The sequence below is a fragment of the Patulibacter minatonensis DSM 18081 genome (genome assembly GCF_000519325.1).
GTDB classification, from domain to species: Bacteria; Actinomycetota; Thermoleophilia; order Solirubrobacterales; family Solirubrobacteraceae; genus Patulibacter; species Patulibacter minatonensis.
Window position 1 is genome coordinate 5,476,213 of the sequence record NZ_KI912613.1, and the last position, 19,511, is coordinate 5,495,723.

16 protein-coding genes and 1 tRNA gene are annotated in these 19,511 nt (G+C 74.2%); 4 read left to right on the top strand and 13 right to left on the bottom strand.

Going from position 1 to position 19,511, the window contains the following annotated elements; translation table 11 throughout:
- Positions 1-106: 106 nt before the first annotated feature.
- From PATMI_RS38625 to PATMI_RS0125830, 3 genes are read right to left on the bottom strand one after another with little or no spacing between them, the layout of a single operon-like run.
- The gene (locus PATMI_RS38625; RefSeq protein WP_026913005.1) at positions 107-1,525 is read right to left on the bottom strand and encodes an SMP-30/gluconolactonase/LRE family protein; all 1,419 of its coding nucleotides are present in this window, start codon (positions 1,523-1,525) and stop codon (positions 107-109) included.
- Positions 1,522-4,170 carry a neutral/alkaline non-lysosomal ceramidase N-terminal domain-containing protein gene (locus PATMI_RS0125825; protein ID WP_026913006.1) on the bottom strand — a complete coding sequence of 883 codons (2,649 nt, stop codon included), beginning with the start codon at positions 4,168-4,170 and terminating at the stop codon, positions 1,522-1,524. Before PATMI_RS0125825 ends, PATMI_RS38625 begins: the two co-directional genes overlap by 4 nt.
- Complete coding sequence (locus PATMI_RS0125830) at positions 4,167-5,672, bottom strand: flavin monoamine oxidase family protein (protein WP_211241795.1); 1,506 nt, start codon at positions 5,670-5,672, stop codon at positions 4,167-4,169. The genes PATMI_RS0125825 and PATMI_RS0125830 overlap by 4 nt, the downstream gene beginning before the upstream one ends.
- Positions 5,673-6,061: 389 nt before the next feature.
- Here PATMI_RS0125830 and PATMI_RS0125835 point away from each other — a divergent pair, with 389 nt between their 5' ends.
- On the top strand, positions 6,062-7,471 hold the full coding sequence (locus tag PATMI_RS0125835) for an FAD-dependent oxidoreductase (protein ID WP_026913008.1): 1,410 nt from the start codon (positions 6,062-6,064) through the stop codon (positions 7,469-7,471).
- A 103-nt stretch (positions 7,472-7,574) separates the two neighbouring features.
- Here the strand turns inward: PATMI_RS0125835 and PATMI_RS0125840 are convergent, their stop codons facing one another.
- The 3 genes from PATMI_RS0125840 to PATMI_RS33400 form a co-directional block, all read right to left on the bottom strand.
- Positions 7,575-8,726, bottom strand: coding sequence for an epoxide hydrolase family protein (locus PATMI_RS0125840; RefSeq protein WP_026913009.1), 1,152 nt, complete (start codon positions 8,724-8,726; stop codon positions 7,575-7,577).
- A 90-nt stretch (positions 8,727-8,816) separates the two neighbouring features.
- The gene (locus PATMI_RS0125845) at positions 8,817-9,404 is read right to left on the bottom strand and encodes a VOC family protein (RefSeq protein ID WP_211241796.1); all 588 of its coding nucleotides are present in this window, start codon (positions 9,402-9,404) and stop codon (positions 8,817-8,819) included.
- A complete protein-coding gene (locus PATMI_RS33400; RefSeq protein ID WP_157260976.1) occupies positions 9,401-10,348 on the bottom strand; it encodes a VOC family protein in 948 nt (315 codons plus the stop codon). Before PATMI_RS33400 ends, PATMI_RS0125845 begins: the two co-directional genes overlap by 4 nt.
- 204 nt (positions 10,349-10,552) lie before the next feature.
- Between PATMI_RS33400 and PATMI_RS0125855 the strand changes: the two genes are divergently transcribed.
- A complete protein-coding gene (locus PATMI_RS0125855; RefSeq protein ID WP_026913011.1) occupies positions 10,553-11,026 on the top strand; it encodes a limonene-1,2-epoxide hydrolase family protein in 474 nt (157 codons plus the stop codon).
- A gap of 21 nt (positions 11,027-11,047) precedes the next feature.
- Here the strand turns inward: PATMI_RS0125855 and PATMI_RS0125860 are convergent, their stop codons facing one another.
- Positions 11,048-13,270 carry an NADP-dependent isocitrate dehydrogenase gene (locus PATMI_RS0125860; protein WP_026913012.1) on the bottom strand — a complete coding sequence of 741 codons (2,223 nt, stop codon included), beginning with the start codon at positions 13,268-13,270 and terminating at the stop codon, positions 11,048-11,050.
- Between the two features lie 295 nt (positions 13,271-13,565).
- Between PATMI_RS0125860 and PATMI_RS35530 the strand changes: the two genes are divergently transcribed.
- Positions 13,566-15,374: a sensor domain-containing diguanylate cyclase gene (locus PATMI_RS35530; RefSeq protein WP_051472290.1), complete on the top strand. Its 1,809-nt coding sequence runs from the start codon at positions 13,566-13,568 to the stop codon at positions 15,372-15,374.
- Between the two features lie 82 nt (positions 15,375-15,456).
- On the opposite strand, the gene PATMI_RS0125870 is transcribed toward PATMI_RS35530, so the two are convergent.
- Together PATMI_RS0125870 and folE are read right to left on the bottom strand one after the other, a co-directional pair.
- A tRNA-Thr gene (locus PATMI_RS0125870) sits at positions 15,457-15,528 on the bottom strand.
- Between the two features lie 69 nt (positions 15,529-15,597).
- A complete protein-coding gene (folE, locus tag PATMI_RS33410) occupies positions 15,598-16,224 on the bottom strand; it encodes a GTP cyclohydrolase I FolE (RefSeq protein WP_084270258.1) in 627 nt (208 codons plus the stop codon).
- 215 nt (positions 16,225-16,439) lie between these two features.
- Between folE and PATMI_RS0125880 the strand changes: the two genes are divergently transcribed.
- Positions 16,440-16,895, top strand: a complete 456-nt coding sequence (locus PATMI_RS0125880; RefSeq protein ID WP_051472459.1) for a type II toxin-antitoxin system RatA family toxin — start codon at positions 16,440-16,442, stop codon at positions 16,893-16,895.
- A gap of 46 nt (positions 16,896-16,941) precedes the next feature.
- On the opposite strand, the gene PATMI_RS35535 is transcribed toward PATMI_RS0125880, so the two are convergent.
- Genes PATMI_RS35535 through PATMI_RS0125900 form a run of 4 tightly spaced genes read right to left on the bottom strand, consistent with a single transcriptional unit; the run spans position 16,942 to position 19,499 of the window.
- A complete protein-coding gene (locus PATMI_RS35535) occupies positions 16,942-17,550 on the bottom strand; it encodes an FKBP-type peptidyl-prolyl cis-trans isomerase (protein ID WP_051472291.1) in 609 nt (202 codons plus the stop codon).
- A complete protein-coding gene (locus tag PATMI_RS37070; RefSeq protein ID WP_051472292.1) occupies positions 17,547-18,185 on the bottom strand; it encodes an FKBP-type peptidyl-prolyl cis-trans isomerase in 639 nt (212 codons plus the stop codon). Before PATMI_RS37070 ends, PATMI_RS35535 begins: the two co-directional genes overlap by 4 nt.
- 56 nt (positions 18,186-18,241) lie before the next feature.
- Positions 18,242-18,745: a DUF3037 domain-containing protein gene (locus tag PATMI_RS33420; RefSeq protein WP_245604299.1), complete on the bottom strand. Its 504-nt coding sequence runs from the start codon at positions 18,743-18,745 to the stop codon at positions 18,242-18,244.
- Positions 18,729-19,499, bottom strand: a complete 771-nt coding sequence (locus tag PATMI_RS0125900; protein ID WP_026913015.1) for a HipA family kinase — start codon at positions 19,497-19,499, stop codon at positions 18,729-18,731. The genes PATMI_RS33420 and PATMI_RS0125900 overlap by 17 nt, the downstream gene beginning before the upstream one ends.
- Positions 19,500-19,511 lie beyond the last annotated feature (12 nt).

Here is a 19,511-nt window from a genome sequence, read left to right on the forward strand (position 1 = left end):
GGCGGGCGGCGCGGACGCCCGCCGCCGCCTGGCGGGGCCGGAGCGACGCCCACCAGGAGACGTTCTCCGCGGCGGCACCGACCCTGGTGACCGTGATCGGCCCCGGTCAGCGGCGGCGCACCACGATCGTGGCGGTGCCGGCCCGGAAGCCCGACGCCGTGGCGACGACCCGGACCTTCACCGTCGTCGTGCGGCGGAGGACGACGCTCGCGCGGCCACGGGCGTCGGTGCGGAGCGACCGGCCCGCCAGGCGGACCCGGGCCTTCGCGACGCCCCGGCGGACGCCGGCCTGCACGCCCGTCACGCGCAGGCGCACCGTCGTCCGCCGGCCGAGGACCACGCGGCGGGGTGCGGCGGTCACCCGCAGCGCGGGCCGCGTGGCGGTGCTCCCCGAGCCGACGGCCGGCGGCGGTGATCCCGCCCGCGACGGGATCAGCTCCGGCAGTCCGGACTCCCCCGCGTCGACCGCGAGGATCGCCTGGTTGGCGGTGACGCCGAACAGCGCGCTCTGGTTCGCGACGAGCAGCCGCGTGCCCTGGAAGCGGACGCTCGACGGCCCGTCGAACGGGATCGGGGAGCCGTTGAGGCCGACGAGCGGCGTACCGAAGCGCGCGAGCTCCTGCCCGCCGGGACCGAGCTTCACGATCTGCGCCGACGCCCCGACGAGGGCCACGTAGACGTTCCCGGCCTTCGAGATCGCGAACCCGTCGGGCAGGTCGATCGGCCCCGAGGTCCAGAGCGTCCGGAGGGTCCCGGGCAGCCCGCCGGCGAGCAGCGGGATCTCCAGCAGCTTGCCCTGGAGCATGTCGGTCTGCCCCGCCCCGAGGTTCGAGGCGAGGGTCGTCAGGACCGTCCGGCGGTCGGCGGAGAGCCCGAGGCCCGCGAGCCCGAACTCCTCCGCGGCGAAGCGGTCGAGCCCGAGCCAGACCGCCGGGGTGCCACCGCCCGGAGGCACTCGCCAGATCACGTCCTGCTGGTAGTCGGTGACGAGCAGCGAGCCGTCCGGGAGCCAGAGCGCGTAGTTCGGCATCGGCTGCTCGTCGCCCCCTCCCGGCTCGCAGTCCACGTGGTAGGCGACGGTGCTGCAGGGCTTCAGGTCCGGGAACCGCGCGTAGGTCGAGAACGTGCCCGTGTCGCGGTCGAGCAGGAGCGCGCGCGCAGGCGTCTTGTCGAGCAGGAGGAGGCGTCCCTGCGCGTCGCTCGTGGCGACCTGGACGCCCTGCTCGCCGGCGGAGACGTCCTGGTTCGGCACCGTCCAGCTGCGGGTCGTGCCGCGCTGCTCCGGTCCCGTGCCACCCGTCGCGGGGAACTCGAGCACCTTCGACGGCACGCCGGCCGCGGCGTGGTTGACGTACGTGCCCTCGTAGACGCGTCCGTCGGGGTGGACGTAGGCGTGCGCCGGGTACCCAGGCGCACCGATGCGGGCGAAGACGGAGGTGTCGCCGGGCGCGGCGGACGCCGCCGGGGCGAGGGCGCCGAGCGCGAGGACGACGGCCGCCGTGGCGCGTCCGGGGCGGACCTTCACGACCCGCCCCCGCTCGCCGTGGCGGCCTTGCCGTTGACGTTCCCGTCGGGGTCGCGCGCGGCGCCGACGGGCACCGTCACCGTGGTGCCGGCGGGAGCTTCGACGGTCGCGACGCCGTCCTTCCCGATCGGCGCGGAGACGGTGCGGTCGCCGACCCGGAAGTCGACCGTGCCCGCGAGCAGGATCGTCGGACGGGCGATCAGGTCGACGTTCTCGCGCGGCAGCGGGAAGCCGACCTGCACGGCGACGCGGCCGGCCGGGGCGCTGCGCCGCCGGACCTCCAGCGCGTCGCTGGCGAGCACCCGGAACGCCTTGCTCGTGAGCGTGTAGCGCGGCGCGGTGATCACCACGCGGTAGGTCCCGAGCGGCGTCGTCTCCGGCGGGTTCCACGTCGCCACGTACTTCCCGTCGGCGTCGGTCCTCCAGGCGATCGCGGTGCCGAGGTCGTTGTCGGCGGCGACCCACCGGGCGCCGTCCTGGCGCTCGATCGTCACGAACGCGCTGTCGAGCGGCTTGTCCCCGCCCGACGGCGCGCCCTGCCACGCCACGTCGACCAGGCCGAGCCGGCGGACGTCGCCGGGCTGCGCGGTGAGCCGCCCCGCCGCGGAGCCCTGCGGGTACGCGGGCCCGTTCGCCCTGACGCCGTTGCTCGCGTCGTAGTCGCGCTTCTCGAGCGTCACCGCCCGGCCCGCCGAGGCGGCGCCCAGGTCGCCGGCGCGGTCGGCGAGGAACGTGCCGGAGTGCCGCCCGAAGACCGTCGACGCGCCTTCGTACTGCTGCGTGTCGTACTCCTCGGGGGTGGTGATGTAGTTCAGGTAGTCGTTCGCGAGGCCGGCGATCGTCACGCGGTTCACGCCCACGCCCTTCATCTGCGCGAGGACGTTGGCGCGGGTGCGCTCGCCGACGCCGATCGTGGCCTCGCCGGGCATCGTCACGATCGCGCCGTCGCCGATGCGCGCGAGCACCATCGGGGAGGCCTCCGACCACTCGCCGATCGGGACGATCAGCTTGTCGCCCTGGACGTCGTCGACCGCGGGGACCTTCGTGCCCTCGAGCGGGACGCCCGTGATGTCGAACAGCGGGCCGCGGCCCTCCTCGGAGCCCGTCAGGAACGGCGCGCCGATCTGCGGCTTGACGGCGACCTTGCCGCCGTCGCTGGCGGTCCTCCCGCAGAAGCAGAAGCGGGTCCACTGGACGTCGAAGGCCGGAGTGGCGCTGAGCTTCGGGCCGGCGTCCTGCCACGCCCGGTAGAACGCGTCGCCCTCCGTGCGGCCGACGAGGTCGGCGCCGGCCGGCCCGCTGTGGTCGAGCCCGGCGGACATGTCGCCCTCGTCGGCGTTGCCGTAGACCGCGATCACCGGCTGGCCGGCCGGGACGTCGGCGTCGCGGCGGACGAGCGCCTCGAACTGCTGTGCGGCGACGCCGCCGTGGTCGGCGCTGTAGAGCCCGAACTCGGACTTCACGACGGTGCCGTGGTTGGCGAAGTTCGACCAGCCGCCGATCGGCAGGCGGCCGTCCTTCGCGCACGAGCGGCGAGCAGCGCGGCGGGCGGCGGTGCGGGCCCGGGTCGCGGCGCGGGCGGCGGCACGCGACCGGCGCTGCGCGGTGCGGACGGCGCGGCGGGCCGCGGCCGCCTTCGCGGACGACGCCGACCGGGCGGTGCGACGGGCCCGGGTCAGGGTCCGGGTGGCGGCGGTCGCACGGCGCTTCAGCGTCGTCGCCCGCTTCGCGGCCCGGCGGACGGCCGGCGTGCAGGTCGGCCCCACGAGGCGGTCGACGCGGAGCACGTCGACGCTCGGGTTGATCGTCTTCGCGTACGGGACCTTGGACGCGTCGGTCGTGCCGAAGTCGGCCAAGCGCGCGACGAGGCTGCGGTTCCTCGTCAGGCCCGAGAGCGTCGTGTGGCCCCACGCGGCGGCGGCCGGGCCCATCGACCCGGCGGCGCGCCGGATCGCGGTGGCGACCTGGTCGACGATGAAGGTGTAGAGCTGCGGATCCGCCTTCGACGGCGCCACGAGGCCCGCGAGGCTCGTCGGGTCCGAGAGGATCAGCTGCGCGCCCGGCGCGGCGGTGTTCAGGGTCGGGGTGTTCGCGAAGCCGCCCGTGCCCGAGTGGGTGTGGGTCGCCGAGAGGATCACGGTCCGCTCGTTCAGGCCGAGGTCCTGGACCTTCGCGGCGACGGCCTGCTGCAGGCCCTGCGGGACGGCGAAGTCGGCCATCGCGACCAGGGCGACGCGCCGGCCGTCCTTCTCGAGCACGATCGCGCTCGTGGTCAGGCGCGTCGAGACGCCGTGGCCGACGCGGTCCGCGCGGGTCCAGCCGCCGAGGAAGTACCCGGTGCGGGGCGGGGTGAGATCGGCGCGGCCGACCCCGGCGCGCAGGGCGCCGGCGGGGACCTTCTTCGGCGGTCCGGGGACCGCGGCGGTCGCCGCGTAGGACGCCGGGGGCGCGATCTTCGCCCGCAGCCGGATCGCGTCGCTGCCGGCCGGCGTGACCGCGGCCTTCGCCGGGTGCTTCGCGGCGTAGACCTCCTCCGCGGCCTCCTCGGCCTCGCTGTGGGCGGCGGCGACGGGCGCGCACGCCAGCGCCGCGACCAGGGCCGCCGGGAGCAGGGCGAGGCGGAGCGCTGGACGTCCCTGCGTCATGCCCCGACCTCGCGTGCGACCCGCTCGCCGGCGCGCACGGCGCCGTCCATGAACCCGGCCCAGTAGTCGGAGGTCTCCGTCCCACCCCAGTGGACCAGGCCGTGGGGCTTGCGCATCTGGCCGCCGAACGCGCTGAGCGTCCCGGGCGACGGGATCGCGACGGGGCCGCCGGCCGACCAGGGCTCGCGGGCCCAGTCCTGCTCGAAGTAGTCCTTCGCCTTCAGCGCCTGCGGTCCGACGTAGCGGGCGAACTGCTGGAGCGCCGCCGCCCGGCGCTGCGCCACCGGACGCCCGCTCCACTGCCGCCAGCCGACGCCGCCGCAGAACCCGAACAGCACGCCGGGGCTGCCCTCCGGCGGGGTGTTGTCGAAGAGCGCGCGACAGGGACCGCCGTCGTCGACCGCGACGGCCATCCCGCTGAGCCCGTCCTGGCGCCAGAACGGCTTGTCGTAGACGGCCTCGATCTTCATGAGCGCGCCCATCGCGGAACGCTGCAGGAGCTGGCGGTGCTCGGACGGGAGCACCGGATCGAAGTCGATCGCCGCGGCCAGCGGCGGCGGGATCGCGATCACGACGTTCTTCGCCTTCCAGGTGCCGCCGTCGGAGACGACGGTCGCGGTCGAGCCGCGCTGCTCGATGCGCCGGACCGGGGCGTTCAGGACGACCTTCAGCCCCTCCGCCAGCCCGAACGAGACGACCTGGCTGCCGCCGAGGATCCGGGAGTCCTGCGCGCCGCCCTTGCTGCCGAGCATCCGCTCCGCCGTGCCGACGTGGTTCTCGTCGCCGGCGCCGGCGACGAACCGCGCCATCAGGAGCAGCGAGACCTCCTGCTGCCCGGCCCCGAAGCTCGGTTCGATCAGGCACTCGATCAGCTGCTGCACGCGCGTGGTGTTGACGACCCCGCCCTTGCCGCGCAGCCACGAGGCGATCGTGTCGCTCTCCCACACCGCGGCCGCGGGTCCCGCCCCCGGGTTCTGCACGGACAGCGACGCCGCGATCTGGTCCAGCGACGACAGGACCTCGTTGAGCCCGAGGAGCTGGGTGGGCTCCGGCGGGATGTCGCCGGTGTAGCGCTGGACGCGGCCGTCGGCGATGTACGAGTTGTCGCCCTTCGTGTACGCCTCGTAGATGCCGATCCCGAGCTCCTTGCAGAGCGCGGTGATGTGGTTCTGGGTCGGGCCGACGTACTCGCCGCCCGCCTCGACGGCCCGCCCGGGCGCGACGTCGTGGTTCAGGGTGCGCCCACCGACGCGGTTCCGGGCTTCCAGGACGACGACCGACCGACCGGCCGCGGTCAGGCGGCGGGCGGTGGTCAGCCCGGAGATCCCGGCGCCGACGACGACCACGTCGACCGACTTCGCCGCGGCCTTGCGCTTCTTCTTCCTCGGCGCCCTCCGCTTCGCGGCGTCCGCGTCCGCGGAGGCCCCCAGGACGGCCGCTCCCGCGGCGACTCCGGCTCCCGCTCCCAGGAGCCCACGACGGGTGACTGCACGATCGGACAACGGATCCTCCGGACGACGACCCGGGCGAGCCTACGCGCGGGTAGGTGGACAACGCAAGGCCCGTTGTCGCATCGTCGGCGACGGCGTCTCGACACCGGTGGAAGGCGGTCGGCGCGGCCCCGGGCGCCTCGGATCCGTGCCGCGAGGGTGTACGCAGTGCGCCTGGCGAGCCTCCGTCGCCGGCCCGCGCCGACGCCGACGCCGGCGACGGGCTGTGGAACTCTCCCGTTCGGGAGTTCAGGACGGGCCTTTCGGGTGGGGTGCGCTCGCGTACGATGGTGAGGTCGACCGAACGACGGGTCCCGGGCCTCCTCTGCGCCGCCCGGGGACGCGCCGCGCACCCGTGCGCGGGCCACGAGCCGCACCCGTCGGACTGCTGAGGAGCACCCGTGACCGAAGAGCACACCCGTCCACTCAAGTTCGCTGTGATCGGTGCCGGTCCGGCGGGGTTCTACGCCGCCGCGCAGCTGCTGTCGGGCAAGGCGATCGAGGGCGAGGTCCGGGTCGACCTCTTCGACCGCCTCCCGACCCCCTACGGCCTGGTGCGGTTCGGGGTCGCGCCGGACCACCCGAAGATCAAGTCCGTCATCAAGGTCTACGACAAGGTCGCGGCCAAGGACGGCTTCCGGTACTTCGGTGGTGTCGAGGTCGGCAAGGACGTCCAGCACGACGAGGTCGCGTCGCGCTACGACGCCGTGATCTACACCACCGGCGCGTCGCACGACCGACGTCTCGGGATCCCCGGCGAAGACCTCCCCGGATCCGTCGCGGCCACCGACTTCGTCGCCTGGTACAACGGCCACCCCGACGCCAAGGACCTCACCTTCGACCTCAGTTCGAAGCGCGCGGTCGTGATCGGCAACGGCAACGTCGCCGTCGACGTCGCCCGCATGCTCGCCCTCACCCCCACCGAACTCGCCGTCACCGACACCGCCGACCACGCCATCGACGCCCTCTCGAACTCCGAGATCGAGGAGATCCTGGTGGTCGGCCGCCGCGGACTCGCGCAAGCAGCGTTCACCAATCCCGAGCTCCGCGAGCTCGGCGAGCTCGAGGACGCCGACATCATCGTGTCCCCGGAGGACGTCGACCTCGACGAGGGATCCAAGAACTGGCTGAACCGCGACGGCGCCGACGCCCGCGAGCAGAAGAACGTCGACATCGCCACCGAGTACTCCACGCGCACCCCCACGGGCAAGAAGCGCAAAATCATCCTCCGCTTCCTCGCCTCCCCCGTGAAGCTCATCGGCACCGACCGCGTGGAGGGCATCGAGCTGGTCAAGAACGAACTCGTCGCCGACGACGACGGCTGGCTCTCCGCCCGCCCCACCACCGAGACCGAGACGATCCAGACCGGCCTCGTGCTGCGCTCCATCGGCTACCGCGGCCGGCCCCTCCCCGGGGTGCCGTTCGACGAGCAGCGCGCCACGATCAACAACCTCGACGGCCGCGTCATCGACCTGCAGACCGGCGACCCGATCCCCGGCCTCTACACCGCCGGCTGGATCAAGCGCGGCCCCTCCGGCATCATCGGCACCAACAAGAAGTGCGCCAACGACACGATCGCCGAACTCGCCGCCGACCACCAGGCCGGCAAGCTCCCCACCCCCACCGACCAGAGCGACATCGCGGACCTGATCGCCGAGCGGGTCCCCGACCACGTCGACTACCCGGGCTGGCAGCGCATCGACGCCCACGAACGGGCCCTTGGCGAACCCCAGGGCCGGCCCCGCGTCAAGCTCGTCGACACCGACGAGATGACCAAGATCGCCCACCAGACCGCCGGCGCCACGAGCTGACGCCGGCCGGGAGGCCCGTGGGCCCTGCGGGTGCCCGGGGCCCCTCCGACGTCCGACCGGCTCCCGTTCCCGAGACGCCCGGGGTGGGGCCCGCCCCGCATCCTCAGCGCATCGGCCGCAGCGCGGCCCGGACCTCGTCCACGAAGAGCTCCGGCTGCTCGAGCGAGGCGAAGTGCCCGCCGCGGGCCGGCCGGGCGTAGTACCGGAGGTCCGGGTACCGCGTCCGGGCCCAGCGCTCCGAGAACTCGAAGAGGTCCTCGGGGAAGACGGAGTAGCCGACCGGGCACGCGAGGGACTCGAACGACGCGAGCACGCCGCCGAAGCTCTGCCAGTACAGGCGGGCCGACGACGTGGCCGTCGCCGTGAGCCAGTAGAGGGAGACGTTGTCGAGCAGCGCGTCCCGCGCGATCACCGACTCGGGGTCGTGGCCCGAGTCGGTCCAGGCGCCGAACTTCTCGAGGATCCACGCCGCCTGGCCGGCGGGCGAGTCCGTCAGGCCGTAGCCGAGGGTCTGAGGCCGCGTGGCCTGCTGCTGCGCGTAGCCGTTCTCGTCCGCGACGTACGCCTGGAGCTTGCCGATCTGGCGCTGCTCGTCCTCGGTCGGGTCGCCGAGCGCCATCAGGGCCTCGGGACTGCAGACCCCGAGCGTCAGGTGCACGCCGTCGAGGTGCTCGGCGTGGTGGATGCCGAGCGTGTGGGTGAGCAGCGAGCCCCAGTCTCCGCCGCCGGCGAAGAAGCGCTCGTAGCCGAGGGCGTGCATGAGCTCCACCCACGCGGAGGCGATCCGCTCGAGGCCCCAGCCGGTCTCGTCGGGGCGCGCGCTGAAGCCGTAGCCGGGCAGCGACGGGGCGACGACGTGGAACGCGTCGGCGGCGTCCCCGCCGTGCGCGACGGGGTCGGTCAGCGGCCCCAGGACGTCCAGGAACTCGAGGACCGACCCGGGCCAGCCGTGCGTGAGCAGGAGCGGGCGCGCGGTCGGCTCCGGGGACCGCACGTGGAGCACGTGGACGTCGAGCCCGTCGACCGTGGCGATCTGCTGGTCCAGCGCGTTCAGGCGCCCCTCGACGACGCGCCAGTCGTACGACGTCCGCCAGTGCTCGCAGACCTCCTGGACGTAGGCGAGCGGGACGCCCTGGTCCCAGCCCGCCGCGGGCGCGGCCTCCGGCCAGCGGGTGCGGGCGAGGCGGTCGCGGAGGTCCTGGAGGTCGGCCTCCGGGACGTCGACGGTGAACGGACGGAACGCGACGGTGGCCACGGGCCCAGCGTATGGAGCCGGACCCGCGTCTGTGATCCAGGTCTCGGACGTTCCCCCCGGTCGGGCCGGAGACGTCCTGCCGCGCCGGGGTCAGTCCGCGTCGAGCTCCGCGAGCAGGTCGTCGAGGTCGATGTCCGGCCCGAAGCCCCCGTCGAGGTGCCCCGCGGCGTCGAGCGGCCAGGCGCCGAACGGGCGGTCCCACATCAGTTCGACGTCGTTGCCGTCCGGGTCCGTCACGTAGACGGCCTCGTGTGTGCCGTGGTCGGTCCACTGGCGCAGCGGCCAGCCGGCGCCCTGCAGACGGGAGACCGCGTCGGCGAGCCCTGCCCGGGTCGGGTGCACGAGCGCGACGTGGTGGAGGCCGGTGACGCCGTCGGGCTGTGCGGGGCCGCCCGCCGACTTCCAGGTGTTGAAGCCCAGGTGGTGGTGGTAGCCGCCGGCCGACAGGAAGAGGATGTCGCCGGTCGTGCCCCACCCCGGCACGTCCCGCGCCTCGGTGACGACGTCGAAGCCGAGGATGTCGACGTAGAACGCCTTCACCCGGTCGATGTCGGCGGTGCGCAGGTGGACGTGCCCGATGCGGACGCCCGGGTCGATCGGGCGCGCCGCCGGCGTGCGCGGGACGATCGGGCCCTGGCTGCCGCCGGGCGCCTGGACGCGGTGCTCGGCGGCGCTCACGAGGCGACCTCGTCCCGGACGACGAGGAGCAGCTCGTTGCCCGAGGGGTCGAGCACGCGGACCTCGCCGGTGGCGGCGTCGCGACGGACGGCGTGGCCCTGCCGCTCCAGGCGGGCGACGCCGGTGGCGCGCTCGGCGGCGGATGCGAACGCGAAGGTCACGAACCGCAGGCCGGCGGTGTCGGCCGGGGGTCGCGGCGCGTCGGGACCGTTCCAGACGTTGAACGCGATCAGGTGCGGCGTCCAGCCGTCGACCGTCACGTCGGCCATCCCGATCCCGCGCGCGAACATGTGCCGGTCGAGCCCGAGCCCTTCGGCGTAGAACGCCATCGAGGCGTCGAGGTCGTTCACGTGCAGATGGACGTGCCCGATCGTCGTGCCTGCGGGCATCGGCTCGTCGAGGCGGCGCTCCTCCGGCAGGTGGGCGAAGACCTCCTCGAGGTCGAGCGGGTCGCGGCCGGACCGGCGCACGCCCTGGGCGTCGACCACGCCGTAGTCGTCGTCGGTGTAGACGAGGCGCCCGACGCGCTCGGGGGTCTCCAGGGCGATCTCGATGCCGTTGCCGTCGGGGTCGTCGAGGTACGTCGTCTTCGTGAACGTGTGGTCCGTCGGGCTGTTGGGCCAGCGGGCCGTGAAGATGCGGGCCAGCACGCGGGCGAAGTCCTCGTCGGTCCGCACGTGGATCGCGAGGTGGTAGAGCCCCGTCCGGCGACGGGCGACGATCCCGCCCGCGCCGGGGTGCAGCACGACGAGCTCGCGGCCGCCGGCGCCCAGGCGCAGCTCGTACGCGTCGTGGTCCAGGAGCTCGAGGCCGAGGACGCGGGTCCACCACGCGAGCGCACGCTCGCGGTCCGTCACGGCCAGGTGGACGGGCCCGAGCGCCGGGCGTCCGGGCGGCAGTCCGGGGAGCGGGCGCGCGGGGGCGCTGGCGGGGGCGTCGGTCATCGGGTCCTCGGGTCGTGGGCGCGCGGCATCCACCGCGCGCCGCGATCGTAGCGCGACGTAGTTGCGTGCCCAAGTACCCGGTCCGGCCGTCCCGGGTGGGGTTCCGACGCGCACGTCGCCCGCACCGCGGCCGGCTCGTCGCGCCCGACACCGGCCGTCGGCCGGCGGTCGCGACGAGCCGACCGAGCCTCTACCGTCCCGGGCATGAGCACCCCGGATCCCGCTCCCCTGCCCAGCGGCGCCGCCGCGTCCGAGTCGCCCGAGGCGTCCGTCGTCCGCGCGTTCCTCGCCTCGCTCGAGCTGCTCGACATCGAGCGGGCGCTCGGCTACCTCGCCGACGACGTCGCGTACACGAACGTGTCGACCCCGACCGTGCACGGCCGCGAGAACGTGCGCTCGGTGCTGAAGGGCTTCCTGCGCTTCGCGACGGGCTTCGAGGCCGTCAACCACCGGATCGCCGCCGACGGCCACGTCGTGCTCACCGAGCGGACGGACGCGATCGAGATCGGTCGCCTGCGGATCCAGTTCTGGGTCGTCGGCCGCTTCGAGGTCCGGGACGGCCGGATCACCGTGTGGCGCGACTACTTCGACTGGGTGAACGTCACCGCCGGCCTGGTCCGCGGCCTCGCGGGCGTCGTCGTCCCGTCGGTCCGCGCGAAGGTCCCGGCCGGCCGCTAGACCGACCGGGCCCCCGATCCGTCAGGCGGCGTCGACGGCGGCCAGGGCGTCGTTGAACGTCTTCGACGGGCGCATCGCCGCGTCGGCCTTCGCGCGGTCGACGTGGAAGTAGCCGCCGAGGTCGACGGCCGGGCCCTGGGCCGCGGCGAGCTCCGCCACGATGGCCTCCTCGCCGTCCTCCAGGCGCTTGGCCAGCGGGCCGAAGAGGTCGGCCAGCTCGAGGTCGTCCTTCTGGTTCGCGAGCGCCTGCGCCCAGTACTGCGCGAGGTAGAAGTGGCTGCCGCGGTTGTCGAGCTCGCCGACCTTGCGCGACGGGGAGCGCCCCTCGTCGAGGAACTTCCCGACGGCCTCGTCGAGCGTCCGGCCGAGGACTCCGGCGCGCGCGTTGTCGGTCTTATCGCTCAGGAACTCGAGCGAGACGGCCAGGGCGAGGAACTCGCCGAGGGAGTCCCAACGCAGGTGGGCCTCGCGCTCGAACTGCTGGACGTGCTTCGGGGCGGAGCCGCCGGCGCCGGTCTCGAAGAGGCCGCCGCCCTGCATCAGCGGGACGATCGAGAGCATCTTCGCGCTCGTACCGAGCTCGAGGATCGGGAAGAGGTCCGTCAGGTAGTCGCGCAGGACGTTGCCCGTGACGGAGATCGTGTCCTCGCCCTTCTTCGCGCGCTCCAGCGTGTAGCGGGTGGCGTCGGCGACGTTCTTGATCTCGATCGTCAGGCCGTCGGTGTCGTGGCCCTGCAGCTCGGCGTGGACCTTCTTCAGGAGCTCGGCGTCGTGCGCGCGGGCCTCGTCGAGCCAGAACACGGCCGGGGCGCCGGTCGCGCGGGCGCGCTCGACGGCGAGACGGACCCAGTCCTTGACGGGCGCGTCCTTCGTCTGACAGGCGCGGAAGATGTCGCCGGCCTCGACGGTCTGCTCGAGCAGGGTCGTGCCGGAGGAGTCGACGATGCGGACGGTGCCGGCCGCGGCGACCTCGAACGTCTTGTCGTGGGAGCCGTACTCCTCGGCCTTCTGGGCCATCAGGCCGACGTTCGGCGTCGTGCCCATCGTGGCCGGGTCGAAGGCGCCGTTCTTCCGGCAGAAGTCGACGGTCTCGGCGTAGAGCGGTGCGTAGGAGCTGTCGGGGATCACGAACTTCGTGTCCTGCAGCGCGTCGTCGGTGTTCCACATCTGACCGGACGTGCGGATCGCCGCCGGCATCGACGCGTCGATGATGACGTCGGACGGCACGTGCAGGTTCGTGATGCCCTTGCCCGAGTCGACCATCGCCAGCGACGGACCGGACGCGTACGCGGCGGTGATCGCGTCCTGGACGGCCTGCTTCTTGTCCGCGGACAGCTTGTCGAGGGCCGTGATGACGGACGCGAGCCCGTCGTTCGGGTCGGCCCCCACGGAGGCGAGGTCGTCCCCGTGCTCCGCGAAGACGTCGGCGAAGAACGCCCGGACGCCGTGGCCGAAGATGATCGGGTCGGAGACCTTCATCATCGTCGCCTTCATGTGCAGCGAGAAGAGGACGCCCTTGGCCTTGGCGTCGGCGACCTGCGCCTGGAGGAAGGCGTCGAGCGCCGAGCGGCGCATGACGGCGGCGTCGACGACCTCGCCCTCCAGCACCTTCGTCGACGGCTTCAGGACCGTGACGGTGCCGTCGGCGGCGACGTGCTCGATGCGGAGGTCGTCGTCCTGGGTCAGCGTCGTCGACGTCTCCGAGTGGCGGAAGTCGCCGTCGTCCATCGTCGAGACGTGCGACTGCGACTCCGTCGACCAGGCGCCCATCGAGTGCGGGTGCTTCTGGGCGAAGCGCTTGACCGACGCGGGCGCGCGGCGGTCGGAGTTGCCCTCGCGGAGCACCGGGTTGACGGCGGAGCCCTTGACGGTGTCGTAGGCGGCGCGCGCGGTCTTCTCGGCGTCGGACTGCGGGTTCTCGGGGTAGTCCGGGATCGCGAAGCCCTGCGACTGCAGCTCCTTGATCGCGGCCTTCAGCTGCGGCACGGACGCCGAGATGTTCGGCAGCTTGATGATGTTGGCGTCCGCCGTCTTCGCGAGCTCGCCGAGCTCGGCGAGGGCGTCGGGGACGCGCTGCTCGTCGGTCAGGAGGTCGGGGAACTGGGCGAGGATGCGCCCGGCGAGCGAGATGTCGCGGGTCTCGACCTCGACGCCCGCCTTGCCGGCGTACGCCTCGATGATCGGCAGGAACGAGTGCGTCGCGAGCGCGGGCGCCTCGTCCGTGTAGGTGTAGATGACCTTCATCATGCGCGGTTCCGCCCTGTGGCTCGGGGTGCGTTCGTGGTGCGGGGATCTCCGCCCTCCGCATGCGGAACCTATCTCCTGGGACGCCGCGCACGCAGCGCGACGGGTGGCGGCACCACCCGTCCGTCCCGGGAGCCGTACGCGACCCGCGTCCCGCGTCGCCCGCTGGACATCCGGACGATCTCGCTTCCGCACGGGGCGTCGAGGGGCCACGATCGCCCGGACGACCGATCGTCGTGCACCGACCCCGGGCCCCGGTGACCCGCAGCGGCGCCGGCCGAAGGGGCAGGGCTCGATGAGCAAGCACACGCGCGGACACGCCGGACGGGGGCCGACCGGGGTCGCCGCCGGCCAGGCGTCGGGCGTCCCCGACGCGCTGATGCCGCTGAGCACCGGGAACGTGCGGCTGCGCGTGCGGCCCGTCGCGGACCTGCGCCAGCTCGACGTCCTGACGGCGACGCTCCTGACCATCCGCCAGGTCGAGTCGGTCGTCGTCGACGCGGTCGCCGGCGAATCCGTGCACCTGACGGTCGCGCTCAGGGAGCCGCTCTCGGTCGCGGGGCAGCTCCGCGGCAGGCTGGGCAGCTCGGTGGTCTCCGTCCGCGCCGAGCGGGACCACCTGGTCGTCCAGCTCGACCCGTCGCGGTCGTGGCTCGTCGAGCCGCCGGCCCCGGACGTCCCCGTCCAGGCCCCGGTGACCGGTGGCCGGGCGGTCGCACCGCTCGTCCCGGACCACGGGGCTCCGCCCGCAGCCACCGGCCCCCGCCCCGCGGAGCCTCATGCGCCCGAGCGCCGCGTGGCCGGGCGCCACGACCTCGCCGCGGACGTCCTGGCCCGGAACGTCCTCGACGCGATCCCCGACACCTCGGTGCTGGTCCTCGACGCCGGGATGCGCCTGCGGGCCGTCGCGGGCACCGCCCTGACCCGCCGCGGCCAGCCGCGCGAGGTGCTCCTCGGCCGCCACGGCCGGAAGGCCCTGCCCGTCCTCCCGTGGGACGTGATCGAGCCGGCGTGCACCGCCGCGCTCCACGGGGACGCGTCCGCCTGCGAGTTCGAGACCCTGGACCACGCCGCGGTCTTCGAGGCGACGGTCTCCCCCGTCCGCGACCCCCGCAGCGGCACCGGTGCGGTCGTCGTGCTCCGGGACGTCACGGCCCGGCGCCGCGACGCCGCGGTGATCGCCGACGCCGACGAGATGTTCGAGCTGTCGTTCGCCCGCGCCCCGATCGGCAAGGCGATCGTGGCTCCCGACGGCCGCTTCCTGAAGGTCAACGAGGCGTTCTGCCGCCTGCTCGGCCACGACGAGACGGCGCTGCTCCGACGCGACTTCCGCTCGATCACGCACCCGGACGACCTCGACACCGACGAGGCCCTCCTCCGGGAGACCCTCGACGGCCTGCGCGACGGGTACGTGCTCGAGAAGCGCTACCTGCACGCCGAGGGCCACGTCCTGCGGATCCAGCTCTCGGTCGCGCTCGTGCGGGAGACCTCGGGCGCGCCGCGCTGGCTCGTCGCCCAGGCGGTCGACGTCACGCGGCACCGCCGGCTGGAGGAGGAGCTGCGCAGCGGCACCGAGGAGGACGGCCTGACGGGCCTCTGGAACCGCTCGCGCCTGGACGTCGAGCTCGGGCTGCGTGCCCAGGAGTCCCGGCGCTACGGCGTGGGCGCGTCGCTGCTCTCGATCGACCTGGACGGCTTCGCGGGCGTCGACGCCACGCTCGGTCGCGAGCGCGGCGACGCCTTCCTGCGGACGGTCGCCAACGCGATCCGCGCGTCGGTCCGCGACTGCGACCACTGTGCCCACCCCGGCGAGGACGAGTTCGTCGTGCTCCTCCCCCACACCCCGGCCGCGGGTGCGGCGATCGTCGCCGACCGCATCGCCGAGGCCCTGCGCGGCTGCGACGCCCCCGGCCTGCCGCCCGGCTTCCTGCGCGCCTCGATCGGGGTCGCCGAGCTCGTCCCGGGGATGACGGGCGAGCGCTGGCTGTGGCACGCGGAGGAGGCCTGCCGCGTCGCGAAGCGGGCGGGCGGCGGGCGTGCGGTGCACGGCACGGGGCCGGAGGCCGCGGTGGCACCGGGCGGCGCATCCGCGGCGACGGCCTGACGCGGGCCCGGGGGGGCGTCCCGCGGCGACCGCGGGACCCCGGGAACGACGAAGGCCCCGCCGGAGCGGAGCCTTCTGCAGGAGCCCTCTTGGGGATTCGAACCCCAGACCCCTTCCTTACCATGGAAGTGCTCTACCACTGAGCTAAGAGGGCGAGTCCGGAAAGAGTAGCGAGCCGGGCGCCGGAGCGCGCGGCGAGGTGGCCGGGACGGACGGACGGGCCTCAGCGCACGAGGCCGAGGAACTCCGCGCGGGTCCGGGCGTCGTCGCGCAGCAGACCGCGGAGCGCCGAGGTGACCGTCCGGCTGCCGGACTTCTTGACGCCGCGGACGACCATGCAGAGGTGCTCCGCCTCGAGCACCACGCCGACGCCCTTGGGCTGCAGGGTGTCCGTGATCCAGTCGGCGACCTGCGCGGTCAGGCGCTCCTGCACCTGGAGGTCGCGGGCGAAGGTGTCGACGACGCGGGCGAGCTTCGACAGTCCGACGATCCGGTCGCCCGGGAGGTACGCGACGTGCGCGACGCCGTGGAAGGGCAGCAGGTGGTGCTCGCACAGCGACCAGAACGGGATGTCCTTGACGACGACGAGTTCGTCGTAGCCGCCGTCGTTCTCGAAGGTGGTGGCCTCGAACGGCTCCGGGGAGAGCATCTCCGCCCACGCCTTGGCGACGCGCCGCGGCGTGTCCGTCGTTCCGGGTGCGTCCGGAGCCTGTCCGAGCGCCTCCAGGAGGTCGCGCGTGGCGGCCTCGACGCCGGCGACGTCGATCTCCCGGCGCGCGATCTCGCTGCGCGCCGACGGGCGACGATCCTTCACGCGGTCGGGGGCGGAGGGCGCGTCGGGGTCCGTCATCGCGGTGTGAAGGCTACCCGGCGGGGCTCCGGTTGCCGTTTCGCGGGCCGGGATCCCGTGGTACGGCGGGCAGGTCCCGGCGCCGCCCCGGCCCGGTCCGCCGTGGCACCCGTCCACCCGAACGGGTGGCCGGGCGCCCGAGGGGGTACGGTGCGGCCGAGGAGCCGCGCGTCCCGACCGGGGGCGTGCGGTGGATCCCGACGAAAGGGCAGCACGTGGCTGGACTTGGTGGCACGTCGACCGGCGAGATCGACGCTCCGATCGACGAGGTCTGGGCGACCCTGACCGCGATCGACACGATCGTCGAGTGGCAGGACGGCATCGTGGGCTCCGAGCCCCTGGAGCGCAACGCCGAGGGTGAGCCGGTGCTCGTGAAGATCACCGCCGACGTCAAGGTCAAGGAGCTCAGCGTGATCACGCGCTTCTCCCGGCAGGCGCCGACGAAGCTGACCTGGAAGGTCGAGAAGGGCGACGTCAAGAAGCTCGACGGGTCCTGGACCCTCGAGGACCTGGGCGGCGGCCGGACGAAGGCGACCTACGAGATCGAGGTCGACCCGGGCCGGATGCTCGCGATGCTCGTCCGCGGGCCGGTCGAGGAGAAGATCCGTCAGCGCCTCGTCAGCACCCGGCCGGCGGAGCTCGCCGCGCGGGTGGCGAAGGAGCGCGGCTGATCGACGGCTCGCCCCGCTGCCGGCGGGGCGAGCCGGACGGCCCGGGCTAGGAGACCTTCACGAGGTCGACGACGAAGATCAGCGTCGCGTTCTTCGGCACGCCGCTCGTGCCCGCCCCGCCGTACCCCTGCGACGGCGGGACGACGATCACGCGGCGGCCTCCGACCCGCATGCCGCGCACCCCCGCGTAGAAGCCCTTGATCAGGGCGCTCTTCGTCAGCGGGAACGTCGTGCTGTTCGGCGTCTGCCTCCAGCTGCTGTCGACGAGCTTCTTCGAGCCGCCCCAGACGACCATCGAGTACCGGAGCTGCACGGTGTCGCCGGAGCCCGCGCGGGCGCCGGACGCGCAGCGGACGATGTCGTCGGTGATCCGCCGCGTGGGCGGGCGGCTCGACGGGGACGTCATCCGCGGGGCCTTCGACGTCCGGGTGCCGGCCGCCCGGCCGATGCGCTTGACCGCCGCGGCCGCCGAGCCCGCGCCGCTCGCCCGCGGGGCGGGCGTCGTGCACGAGGCGCTCGCCGCGCCGGCGGGCGCGGCGCCGCCGGCGAGCACGAGCGCGGTCCCGGTCGCCGTGGCGACCGCGGCCGCGGCGCCGAGCGCCGACCCGCGGCCGGACGACCGCCGGACCTCGGGACGCCGCCCGGCGCGGCTCACGACGCCTTGACGAGGTCGATGACGAAGATCAGCGTCCCGCCGGGCGGCACCGAGCCGTCCGGGGTGCCCTGGTCGCCGTAGCCCTGCGCGGCGGGGACGACGAGGACGCGACGGCCGCCCGGCTTCATGCCCGGGACGCCCTTGATCCAGCCCTCGATCAGGCCGCCCTCCTCGAGCGGGAACTCGGAGGAGTTCGGGCTGCGGGTCCACGAGGAGTCGACCGGCGAGCTGTCGCCGCCCCAGTTGACCAGCGTGTAGCGGACGGTGACCTTGTCGCCGACCTTCGCCGCGGTGCCCTTGCCGACGACGACGTCGTCCTTGACGAGCGACGACGGGGCCGTCGCCGACGGCGACGTGATCTTCGGCGCGGTCTTCAGGTTCGAGCCGACGCCCGCGACGAGCTTCTTCACGGCCGCGGCGCTGCTCCCGCCGCCCTCGGTGGCCGCGGTCGTGGCCTCCGTGGCGGTCGTCGCCTCCGTGGAACTCGCGCCCTCGGCGGTCGTGGCGCCCTCGGCGGTCGTCTGCTCGGTGGCGGTGCCCGCCACGTCCTTCTCGGTCTTCTCGTCGCCGCAGCCGATGCCCGCGAGCGCGAGCACCAGGAGCGGGAGGGGCAGCAGCCGTCGGGGCGAGATCATCGGGCCAGGGTATCCAGGGCCGACGGGGCAGGGCGCCGCCGTCCCGCGAGCGCGGGTCAGGGCACGACGACGAGCTGCGTGACGAGCCGGTCGAGCGTGGCGGCGGCGTCGGCGCAGAGGCCCGTGTGCACGGGCGACGGCTGCACGATCGTGTTGGACGGCGCCGCCAGCCACCCGAAGCGGTCCGACCGCGGCATCGCGGCGATGGCCCCGGCGGCCGGGTCGCCCTCGGCGACGCGGAGGAGCCCGTGGAGGTGCTCCTGCAGGGCGTCGAGGTCGAGCGTCGGGTCGAGCGCCCGCAGGCGCTCGGGATCGACCACGACGCGCAGCCCGAGGAACCGGTGCCGGCGGGCGTGGAGCACCACCCCGACGTTCAGGCCCTCCCCGCGCGTCATCGAGGGCACGACGCGGAGGACGGCGTACTGGAAGACCTCGTCCGTCCCCGACCCGGCGGCGGACGGGGCGGCGTCCGGGCGCGCCTCGGCGTCGGCGCCCCGGGCGTCCGCCCGGTCGCGGGCGACGGGTCCTGCCTCGTCGTTCCGCTCAGGCGGTCCGGGCACGCTCGGCCTCTTCCACGAACCCCCGCGGACCGGTGATCCGCGCCAGCAGGTCGGCGACCACGAGGTCCGGGCCGCCCTCCCCCAGCCACTGCTCCGGCACCTCGGAGACGACGGCCCGCAGCAGGCCCTCGGTGACGTGGGGCGCGAGGCGCTCGTCCATCGCGGCGACCGACCCGGCGAGGGGCAGCAGGACGTGGTCGCGGATCGCGGGGAAGCGCCCCGTCGCGCGGGCGGGGTCGAGGCCCGCGTGCTGGCGGTAGAGCGCCGCGCCGTTGTCGATGATCCAGACGCGGCCGTGCCAGGTCAGGAGGTTCGGGTTACGGGGCGTGCGGTCGACGTTCTCGGCGAACGCGTCGAGCCAGACGAGCGCCGCCGCGAGGTCGGCGGACGGCTGCGGCCCCGATGCGGCGCTGTACGGGAGCGCCCGGGGCAGGAAGTCCATCCCGACGTTCAGACCGGCGCTCTTCGCGATCGGCTCCTGGATCTCGGGGTCCGGCTCGGCGTGCGAGAGCTCGACCGGCAGGTCGACCATCACGAGGTCCGGCATCAGCAGCCCGAGCTCCGGCTCCTCGAGCGCCAGCGCCCGGATCAGCTCGCCGACGACGAGCTCCGCGACGAGGACCTTCGTGCCCTGCGCCGCGCCGGAGAGCTTGACGACGTACAGCCCGTCGTCGTCGGCCTCGACCAGCGCGGGCACGGAGCCGCCCTCGCGGAGCGGCGAGACGTAGCGGAGGGCGCGGACCGTGCGGAGCACCCGGGCAGCTTC